Annotated in this window: 8 protein-coding genes; all 8 read right to left on the bottom strand. The window is 74.5% G+C overall.

Annotated elements, in window-relative coordinates; all coding sequences use genetic code 11:
• Positions 1-198: 198 nt before the first annotated feature.
• Positions 199-843 (bottom strand): hypothetical protein, encoded by a 645-nt coding sequence (locus E1193_RS26255; RefSeq protein ID WP_243707911.1) that lies wholly within the window; start codon positions 841-843, stop codon positions 199-201.
• Between the two features lie 218 nt (positions 844-1,061).
• On the bottom strand, positions 1,062-1,853 hold the full coding sequence (locus E1193_RS26250) for a zf-HC2 domain-containing protein (RefSeq protein ID WP_132185860.1): 792 nt from the start codon (positions 1,851-1,853) through the stop codon (positions 1,062-1,064).
• Positions 1,850-2,548: a sigma-70 family RNA polymerase sigma factor gene (locus E1193_RS26245; RefSeq protein ID WP_132185859.1), complete on the bottom strand. Its 699-nt coding sequence runs from the start codon at positions 2,546-2,548 to the stop codon at positions 1,850-1,852. Before E1193_RS26245 ends, E1193_RS26250 begins: the two co-directional genes overlap by 4 nt.
• An 80-nt stretch (positions 2,549-2,628) precedes the next feature.
• Positions 2,629-3,486 (bottom strand): fused MFS/spermidine synthase, encoded by an 858-nt coding sequence (locus E1193_RS26240; protein ID WP_132185858.1) that lies wholly within the window; start codon positions 3,484-3,486, stop codon positions 2,629-2,631.
• A complete protein-coding gene (locus E1193_RS26235; RefSeq protein WP_132185862.1) occupies positions 3,486-4,454 on the bottom strand; it encodes a hypothetical protein in 969 nt (322 codons plus the stop codon). The genes E1193_RS26240 and E1193_RS26235 overlap by 1 nt, the downstream gene beginning before the upstream one ends.
• Positions 4,455-4,509: 55 nt before the next feature.
• A complete protein-coding gene (locus E1193_RS26230) occupies positions 4,510-6,984 on the bottom strand; it encodes an SMC family ATPase (protein WP_132185857.1) in 2,475 nt (824 codons plus the stop codon).
• A complete protein-coding gene (locus E1193_RS26225) occupies positions 6,984-8,132 on the bottom strand; it encodes an exonuclease SbcCD subunit D (RefSeq protein ID WP_132185856.1) in 1,149 nt (382 codons plus the stop codon). Before E1193_RS26225 ends, E1193_RS26230 begins: the two co-directional genes overlap by 1 nt.
• Positions 8,133-8,257: 125 nt before the next feature.
• Complete coding sequence (locus tag E1193_RS26220; RefSeq protein WP_132185855.1) at positions 8,258-10,006, bottom strand: ATP-binding protein; 1,749 nt, start codon at positions 10,004-10,006, stop codon at positions 8,258-8,260.
• Positions 10,007-10,103 lie beyond the last annotated feature (97 nt).

The raw sequence follows: 10,103 nt of genomic DNA, 5'->3' as shown, positions 1-10,103 counted from the left end.
CGCCGCCCTTGTCCGCACCCGGGGAACCGTGGGGGAGGGATCCGGCGGGAGAAGGAACCGTGGCGCCGGCCCGCGATGGGCCGGCGCCACGACCGGGACGCTCGACGCTGCCGGTTACGTCGGCGTCCGGATCCGTGACGGTGGCCAGCCGCGCCCTCCCCGGCTGCGGCCGGCCACCGCGTCTCGGTGGGCGGCCGATCAGTAGCTGCCGGCCGGCGGCTCGACCGCCTTCGGGGTGCCGGTCGGCATGCACTCGAGGTTCTTCTTGCCGTTCGGCTGGATCACGAACCAGGTGCCACCGACACCCTGGCCCTTCCACTGGCCGGGCTTCTTGTCGCCGATGTAGCGGTAGACCGGCCAGCCGCCGATGGTGATCTGACGGGTGCCGTCCTGGCGGGTGACGGTGCCGACCTTGTCGTCGGAGACGCCCTCCAGTTGCGGGTTGCCGTCGGTCAGCGCGGGCGGCCACACCGCGGCGCACTTGTCGACGCAGTTCGACGACGGCGGGTTGTCGGAGTCCTTGTCGAACCGGTAGAGGATGAACCCCTCCTGGTCGGTGACGACCTTGCCCATCCGGGCCACGCTCTTGCCGACGAGAGTGTCGGTCAACTGCACGTCGGCGGGTAGCGGGGGCTGTTCACCGGGCGCGGCGGGCGAGGCGGACACCCCCGGGACGCCGGACGCTTCAGGCACGGCGGACGCGGCCGGCTCGACCGCCGCGGTGGGCTCGGCCGCGGCGACGGCGACCGGCTCGGCGGCGCCGGTGTTCGCCCCGTCATAGCCTGCCGGAGCGCAGGCCGAAAGTGCGACCATCGCGCTCGCGACGATGACGGATCGCTTCATCTGTGCCACGTGCCCTCCTCATTCTTGGTAGTTCACCGAGTAGTACGGAGGGTCTGGTGTCAAGGTTGAACGAATGGCCGTGGTCAATTTCACAAAATGTCATTGAACCAATCCGGGCGTCCGTGCGTGTACCGCCACAACCACCGCTCCGAGCGGCGGAAACGCCGAAAACGGCGCCGACCCGTGCGGGCCGGCGCCGTTTTGTGCGGGCGGGAACGTCAGGGGACGACGGTCACCAGCGGACTCGCCACCCCGTTCGCGTCCACCGACTGCACCTGCAGTTTCGCGATGTCGTTCTTCGGCGCCGCGGTGGACGCCTCCAACTGGAGGTCCTGCGGGTTGGTGTTCGTGCCGTACCCGGTGCCCGGCACCGCCCAGGTGGAGACCACCTCGGTGGTGGCGTTCTTGCGGATGACCACCAGCCGGCAGGTGCGCGGACCGGGCAGCTTGGTCAGGTTGAACCCGATCCAGGTGCCGTACTGCTTGTTCGCCAGCCACATCGTGGCCCGCACGCCGGTGCCGCTGTCGACCGCGTCGTACTGCTTACCCTGAATCTCGTTGGGCCCGCCCACACCGGGGCCCGGGGCCGAGCCGGACGGCTGCGTGCTCTGCGGCCCCGGCACCGACGGCGGGGACTGCGACGGGCCGGCGACCACCTGGCCGCCGTTGTCGCCGATGCCCAGGGTGGCCACGCCGACGCCGCTGAGCGCGCCGACCGCCACCACGGCGGCGGCCATCGACAGCACCTGACGCAACCGCGCGCGCCGCCGGTGGGTGCGCACCGCCACCAGCGTACGGTCCAGCAGCGCTGGGTCCGTCGCCGTGTGCTCCATCGCCATCATCGTCTCGCCGTCGATGTCGGAGAGCAGGCCCACCACGGGCACCATGGTCTCCAGTTCGGCGGCGCAGGCCCAGCAGGCCGCGAGGTGCTCCTCGAACCGTTCGGTGTCCTGCGGGTCCAACACCCCGAGCGCGTACGCGGCGACATCCATGTGGTCAGCCCGGCTCATTCCGTCACCCCCCTCTCCTGCAGGGCCGTGCGCAGCGCGCGCAGCGCGTAGTAGACCCGCGACTTGGCGGTGCCGAGCGGCAGGCCCAGCTCCTCCGCGGCCTCCGGCACCGTGCGGCCCCGGAAGTACGTCGCCACCAGGATCTCCCGGTGGGACTGGCTCAGCGTACGCAGCGCGTCCGCCACCGTCATGGTGCGCAGCACCCGGTCGGTGCTGTCCGCCTCGGCGAACGCGGTGAGGTCCCGGTCGTACGTCTCGGCCGGCCGGGCCTGCTCACTGCGGTGCTCGTCGATCGCGATCCGCCGGGCCACCGTCACCAGCCAGGGGCGAAGCGAGCCCTGGCCCTGGGTGCCCAGCCGGTGCGCGTTGCGCCAGGCCCGCAACAGGGTCTCCTGCACGATGTCCTCGGCGCGTTGCCGGTCACCGCCGGTCAGCCGCATGACGAACATCAGCAGCGGCCCGGCGTGTTCGGCGTACAGCAGCCGGATCAGCTGGTCGGAGTGACTGGCCTCAGGAGACATCGCCTGGTGGCGCCCGGGCGCCGGTTGCGGCGTCACCGGGCCGTGCTGGCGCCCGGCGGGGTCGGCGTCGACCCCTCGGGTCGACCGCGAGGCACGGGACTGGGGTTGGGCCTGGGCGAACATCCACCCAGGCCTGGCCATGTCGCCGTGCAGACCAACCGCGACCGCACTCATGCAGACCTCCTGCTGTCCTATGACATCAGCGGGCCCACGGGGAGGGCCGACCCAAGGTACGGACCGCAGCAGCCGACGGATCAACGGGGCACCGAAAAAATTCCGGGTGGGGGTGGCGTGGAGTCGGTGGCGGTGGCGTCGTGGACGACCGAGGCCCCGCCGGTGAACCGGTCCAGCTCCGCGCCGGCCAGCACCCGGCCGGGGAACCAGTCCCCGGCGGCCCGCCGGGTCAGCGCCGGCACCGGCGGCGTCACCCGGCCGGCCACCAGCACCAGGTTGCCGTAGCGCCGCCCGCGCAGCACCGCCGCGTCACCCACCACACAGGCATGCGGCAGCACCGCGCGGACCGTGGCGACCTGGGCGCGCGCGTGCCGCAGTGGCGGGCCGTCGGCGAGGTTCGCCAGGTACCAGCCCGACGGGGTCAGCACCCGGGCCACCTCGGCAGCGTACTCGACGCTGGTCAGGTGGGCGGGGGTGCGGGCCCCGGCGAACACGTCCGCGACCACCACGTCGTACGCGCCGTCACGGGTGGCGGTCAGGGTGGCGCGGGCGTCGGCGACCCGCACCTTGAGCCGGGGGTCGGCGGGCCAGGGCAGCACCCGACGGACCAGCTCGACCAGCGCGCCGTCCACCTCGGACACCCGCTGGGTCGAACCGGGGCGGGTGGCCTGCACGTACCGGGGCATGGTCAACGCGCCGCCGCCCAGGTGCAGCACCCGCAGCGGCGTGCCGGGCGGGGCGAGCAGGTCCAGCGCCGCGCCGAGCCGGCGCACGTACTCGAACTCCAGGTGGGTCGGGTCGGCGAGGTCCACGTGCGACTGCGGTGCGCCGTCCAGCAGCAGCGTCCAGGAGTGGGGGCGGTCCCGGTCCGGCACCAGCTCGGCCCGGCCGGTGTCGACCGGCACGACGATTCGGTCGTCGTCTCGGCGGCGGCCCATCAGCCGAACGGCCCGCGGGCGCGGGTGGCCATGGTCAGCGCCCGGTGCAGCAGCCGGGCGTCGCCCAGCAGCGCGCGGAGCCGCCGCTCCAACCCCGCGATGGGCACCAGATTCTGTGGGGCCCTGGGGTCCTTGTACGGCGAGGAGGCGAATCGGGGCAGCGTGACCAGCGAGAGGTCGGCCAGGGCGACCGCCTCCTCCGGCGGCAGCTCGGCCGAGCACTCCAGCCGGACGATGCCGGCCCACGGGGCCCCCAGCGACACCGGGAGGCGGAGGTACCAGGAAAAGCCGCCCCAGGCGGTGCCCAACCGGAACACCGGCGAGCGCTCCCCCGGGCGCAGCCCGGTCACCACGGAGGTCAGCCGGGCGTCGAGGTACTGGCTGTGCTGGGTCTTGATGTACCCGAGGGTGCGTGGCAACTGGCGGCGGGCCCGCAGCGGACCGTCCACCACCAGCAGGTCTCCGTCGGTGCGGGCGGCGTCGGAGACCTGCACCTCCAGCGCGGTCAGCGGCGCCTGCACGGCGGTGGGCAGCTTGCTCAGCTCGCCCGCGCCGCCCACCCGGTGCACCGGATAGCGCACCCGCCCGCAGACCACCTCCTCGGCCGACGGGCTGGCGGTGAACAGGCCCCGGCCGACCCTCGCCCCGGCCAGCTCCGCAGCCCCGCGCTCCAGATCGCACCGGACCACCCCGGCCGCGTACGAGGCCGCGACACCCGGGTACGACGCGCCGTCCTCCTCGGCCGTCCAGACGCTGGCGTCGATCCGGCGCACCCCGTCGACCAGCAGCACCACGTCCGGCGCGCGCAGCCCTGGGCGGGGACCAACCGCCCGCCAATCCACCGCGGGCAGCTCGACGTCCGCGTCGACCTGGGCGCTGCTCGGCGTGGCCGGCCCGCCCGGCGCCGCCTCGAAGGAGGCGCCGTACGACGGATCCCACGCGTCGACGAACAGCCGTGGCCCGGTCACGTCGCCGCCCGCGCCGTCGTGGTCGTCCGGCTCCGGCACGCCGCGTCGCCCGCGCTCACAGACCGGTCCGTTCGATCCGGGCCGTCCGCGCGTCCTTGCGAACCTCGAAACGCACCGGGATCCGCTCGGCCAGCGCCGGCACGTGGGTGACCACGCCGACCATCCGGTCACCCCGCGCGGCCAGGCCCTCCAGGGTCGCCGCGACGGTGTCCAGGGTGGCCGCGTCCAGCGTGCCGAAGCCCTCGTCCAGCACGATCGACTCCAGACTCGCCGTGGTGGTGGACAAGCCGGCGAGCTGCTCCGACAGGGCCAGCGCCAGGGCCAGCGACGCCTGGAACGTCTCACCCCCGGACAGGGTGCGCACCCCCCGGCGCAACCCCGCGTCGTGGTGGTCGACCACGAAGAACTCGCCCTTGTCGTGGACCAGGTCGTACTGGCCCTGGGACAGGTCGCGCAGGATTCCCGAGGCCCCGTCCACCAGCAGGTCGAGCGCCTCGGCGAGCAGCCACCGCTCGAAGTTGTTGGCTCGCAGGTGCCCGGCGAGGGCCCGGGCGGTCCGTGCCCGCCGCTCGTGCTCGGCCCGCTGCCCGCGCAGCTCGGCGGCCTGTTCGCGGCGTTCCTCCAGCCGCCGCCGCTCCGCCTCGGCGCGTTCCGCCGCCACCGCGACGGCCCGGACCGGGTCGTCGTCGCGGGGCAGCCCGGCGTCGGCGAGCAGGGCCACGATCCGGTCCTCGACCGCAGTCGCGTCCGCCTCGGCACGGGCCACCGCGTCGGCCAGCCCAGGCCGCTCGGCCTGCCGCCGCCGGGCCTGCTCGGCGGCCCATCCGACCAGGGTGGCCCAGGCCCCGGCGACGTCGTCCCGGTCGGCGGCCGGCGGAGCGAACCGGGCCAACCCGTCCCGGGCCGCGTCGAAGCCCCGCCAGGCGGCGCGCAACCGCTCCTCGGCCGCGTCCAGCGCCCCCCGGGTCCGGCGGGCGGCGTCACGCCCGGCGCGGACCACCGCCGCCGCCTCGTCCAGAGCCCGGCGCAGCCGGGCGTGCTCGTCCAGCGCCGTGCCCAGCGCGGCCGGCGTGGCGGCCCCGGCGAGCTGGCCGTCCAGCTCGGACCGCCGGGTCGTGAGCTGCTCCTGCCGGGCCCGGGCGTGCACCAGTACCCGTTCGAGTTCCCGGGCGGCCGTGTCCCGTTCCGCGACCAGCGCGTGAGCGGCCTTCGTGGCGGCCCGCGCGGCCTTGCCGGCGGCGGTCGCCGCGGCGACCGCCGAGCCCGCCGGCAGCGGCGGCACCCGGGCCACCGTCTGCTCGCAGACCGGGCACCTCGCCCCGTCGGTGAGATGCGCCCGCAGCGCGACGGCCTGGTCGGTCGCCTTCGCCTCCTCGTGGGCGTGGAACGCGGCCTCCAGGTCGGCGTCGGCCCGCGCCGCCGCCTCCCGGGCCGCGGCGAGCGCCGCCACCGCCGCGTCGTGCTCGGCCCCGGCCGCCCCGACCGCCGCCCGGACCCGCTCGGCCTCGGCGGTCAGCTTCTCCCGGTCGGCGTACGCCCGCAGCAGCAGCCGGAGGCTGCTCTCGTCACCGAGGGCGGCCAGTTCGCCGCGTAGCTTCTCCTCCCGCTCCTCGGCCAGCGCCACCGCGCCGGCGGCCTCCCCGGTCGCCGCCCGCGCGTCGGTCACCGCGCGGGCCACCTCGGCCACCCCGTCCGGCGCCCGCACCCCGGCCAGCCCGGCCAGGTCAGCGTCCAGGTCGGCCAGCGCCGCCGTCGCCGCCCGCGTCGCCGCCCGCGCCCGCTCCCGCTCGGGCACGGCCGCGGCGACCGCCCCGGCCAGCTCCCGCATGCGCCGTACCTGGGCGGTCGCCGCGTCCAGCGTCGCGTCGTCGGTGTCGGTCAGCCCGGCGAGCATTCGGTCGACCGTCTCCAACTTCGCCTCGGCCTGTCCGGCCCGCTCCGTGGCGCGCTTCTGCACCTGCTCGTAGACGCCGAGGCCGAGCAGGTTGACCAGGATCTGCTGCCGGGTCGCCGGCTTGGCGTGCAGGAAGTCGGCGAACTGCCCCTGCGGCAGCACCACGCAGGAGGTGAACTGCTCGTACGGCAGCCCGACCGCCGCCAGCACCGCGCCCTCCATCTCGGCGGGGGTGCCGGCCACCACCTCGCCCAGGTCCTCCGGGCTGAGCCCGGTGTCGAGCTTGGTGATGTCGAAACCGGGCGGCATGAGCTGCAACCCGGCGTTGGCGGTCTTGACGTTGCCCCGGCCGTCCCGGCGGACCACCCGGGTGGCCACGTAACGGTCCCCGGCGGACTCGAAGACCAACCGGACCCGGGCCTCGGTGGCCGACGGCGCGAGCGCGTTGGCCAGCCCTCGGGTGCCGCCCCAGCGGGGCACCGTGCCGTAGAGGGCGAAGCAGATCGCGTCCAGCACGGTGGACTTGCCGGAGCCGGTCGGGCCGACCAGCGCGAAGAAGTCCGCGTCGGTGAAGTCGACGGTGGTCTCGGCGCGGAAGACGGTGAAGCCCGCCATGTCCAGTCGCATCGGGCGCATCAGCGGTCCGCCTCCTCGAAGAGCTCGTCGAAGAGTTCCCGTACCCCCTCGTCGTCGTGGCCCCGGCTGTCGAGGTAGTCGGCGAAGAGCTCGCGGGGGGACCGGCCGGCCCGCTGGGCGGTCCGGGTGCCGGACCCGGGCGCGGGGACCAGCTCCGGGTCGATCCGGATCTCCAGGGCCCGGGGGAGCAGCTCCTGCACCTCCTCGCGCAGCCCGGCGCGGGGCTGCTCGCGGACGTACACCCGCAGCCAGCCCTGCGGTGGGGTCGCCTCGGCGAGCTGGGCGAGGGTGCCCCGGACCGTGCGCAGCGGCACCGCCGCCGGCACCGGCACCTCCCGGACCCGCGCGGCGGTGCGGGCGGTGACCTCGACCAGTGTCACCGAGGGGACGTTCTCCTGCTCGCCGAAGTCCACCGCGATCGGGCTGCCGCTGTAGCGCACCGGACAGGGCCCGATCACCCGCTGGGCGCGGTGCAGGTGACCCAGCGCCACGTAGTGCGCGGTGCCGGGGAAGACCGAGGCCGGCACCGCGTAGCCGAGCACGGTGTGCGCGTCCCGTTCACCGCCGCCGGTCGACGCCCCGACCACGGTGAGGTGGGCGGTGACCAGGTGCACCCGGTCCGGCTCGGTGAAGCCCTCGGTCAGCCGGGTGAGCACCCGCCCCAGGTGATCGGCGTACGTCTGGGTGGCCTCGGCGGCGGTCAGCTCGTACATCTCCACCGCGCGGACGGCGTAGCGCTGGGACAGGAACGGCAGCGCGGCGAGCTGCCAGCGCTCGCCGTCGCGGGTCACGCCGTCGATCACGTGCTCGGCCGGGTTCTCCCGGACGCTGCCGCGCAGGGTGATGCCGGCCGCCTCGGCCCAGGGGCGAAGCGCGTCCAACGCCGCGCCGTTGTCGTGGTTGCCGCCGATCGCCACCACGTCGGCTCCGGTCCGCCGCAGCGCCGTCAACGCCCGGGTGACCAGCCGGGTCGCCTCCGGTGTGGGGGCGGCGGTGTCGTACAGGTCACCAGCGACGATCACCAGGTCGGGCCGCTCGGCGACCGCGATCTCGATGACGTTGGCGAGCACCTGCTTGTGCTCCTCGAGACGGGACTGGCCCTTGAGCACCTTGCCGACGTGCCAGTCCGAGGTGTGCAGGATCCTCATGGCTGTGCCAACCTTTCGTTGGCGGCTGCGGGGCTCGCGGGCTCACTCCTCGCGCTCACCGGTGCCGGCCTTTCGTTCGCGGCTGCGGGGCTCGCGGGCTCACTCCTCGCGCTCACCGGTGCCCCCTAGAACGGGATGTCGTCGTCGGAGGCGCCGGAACCGACCACCGCGAACGGGTCGGCCGACTGGGTGATCGAGCGCAGCGTCTGCGACGGCGGGCGGCCCGCCTCGGAGACCCGGGTCGCCCAGGCCGGGAAGGGGAACTCCAGGCAGAGCGGGACCGGGATGTCGGGCTGGTTGACGAACATGGTGCCCGGCTTGGCCAGCAGCGCCCGCTGGCGTTGGGCCGGCGGGAGGAAGCCGTACTCGGGCCGGGACGCCTCGGCCGGGTCGAGCCGGCCGACCACCCGGATCGCCGAGTTGGTGACGATCCGGCGTTCCACCTCGCTCGCCGTCTGCTGCGCGCCGACCAGGATCACCCCGAGGGAGCGGCCCCGCTCAGCGATGTCGAGCAGGACCTCCTTGATCGGGGAGGAACCCTCGCGCGGGGCGTACTTGTTCAGCTCGTCGAGGACGACGAAGAGCAGCGGCTTGGCGGTGCCGGCCTTCTCCTTGCGCTCGAACTCGCCCCTGAGCGTCACGCCGACCACGAAGCGCTGCGCGCGGTCGGGCAGGTTGTGCAGGTCGACCACGGTGACCTGGGCGGACTCCGCGGTGTTGATCGAGTGCGGGCGGCGGACGGCCAGGTCACCCCGGATCAGCCGGCCCAGGTCCTTCTTGCTGCCGATCAGCCGGCGGGCGAACGCGTTGACGGTGCCCAGTCCGACCGCGCTGCCGGCCCAGTCGCCCCGGGTCTCGTCGTCGTTGAGCTGCTCGACGATGTGGTCGACCAGGTCGGCGTACGTGCCCAGCCGGGTGCCGTCGACGCTCACCCCGCCGTCGGCGGGCTGGGCGTACCGGGCCAGGTGGGCGGTGACCGAGTGCACCACCATCGTGTACTGCTGGCGCTCGTCGTCGGCGTCGGCGAAGACGTACGGCAGGAGCCGGTCGGCGCAGAACTCGCTCAGCGTCCAGTAGAAGCTGTCCACCCCGGTGAGCCGGCTGCTGACGTCGGGTGTGCCGGCGGGGTCGCCGACCCGCGGCGGGGCGTACACCCGCACGTCGGGGAAGGCCCCGGCGTCCAGCCCGAGCCGCGCGTACCCGGCCCGGGTGGCGTCGTCGAGCCGGGCGTTGGGGTGGTCGAGGAAGAGCAGGTCCTCACCCTTGACGTTGAAGATCAGCGCCTTGGCGTTGACCGCGTCGCCGCCGAGCACGCCGGACCGGAAGACCGAGTAGAGCAGGAAGGTGGCGAAGCTGGTCTTGGTGGCCACGCCGGAGATGCCGGAGATCGAGACGTGCGCGCCCCGGGTGCCGTCGAGGAAGTCGGCGTTGAGGTAGACCGGCACGCCGTCGCGCCCCATGCCCATCGGGATCCGTCGCTCCATCCGGTCGAAGTGCAGGGCCCGAGCCCGGGCGTCGCCCTCGGCCCGGTAGACCGCCGCGCCCGGCGCGGGCGGCACGTAGAGCTCCGGGTCGACCCGGGTGGTGGTGATCTCGGCAGCCTCCTGCACCTGGGCGGGCAGGGTGCCGTCGGCGATGGCGAAGACGTCCGAGTCGAACTGGGCGCCCTCGTGTCGGGCCCGGACCTGGGTGACCACCCCGGCGATGGTGACCGGCTCCCGGTCGGGCAGCTCGCGGCGGGTGACCACCACGTCGTCGAGTTGGAGGTAGCTGTCGGGGGAGACGGCGGTCCAGAACGTCAGCGGGGTGGCGTCGGCGGTGCCGAGCACCCGGCCGACCGGTTCGCCCGGGCCGTCGAGCAGGTCGTCGGTCATCGGTGGGCTCCGGTCAGCTGCTCGTCTCGGTCAGGGCGCACGCCTGCATCCTGCCCGAGGAGTACGACAGGTCGCCACGCGACGCGGCGGACGCCAC

It is taken from the genome of Micromonospora sp. KC606 (assembly GCF_004348675.1).
Taxonomy (GTDB): domain Bacteria; phylum Actinomycetota; class Actinomycetes; order Mycobacteriales; family Micromonosporaceae; genus Micromonospora.
The sequence above is the reverse complement of the archived record's forward strand: the minus strand, read 5'-3'. Positions and strand labels throughout refer to the sequence as shown.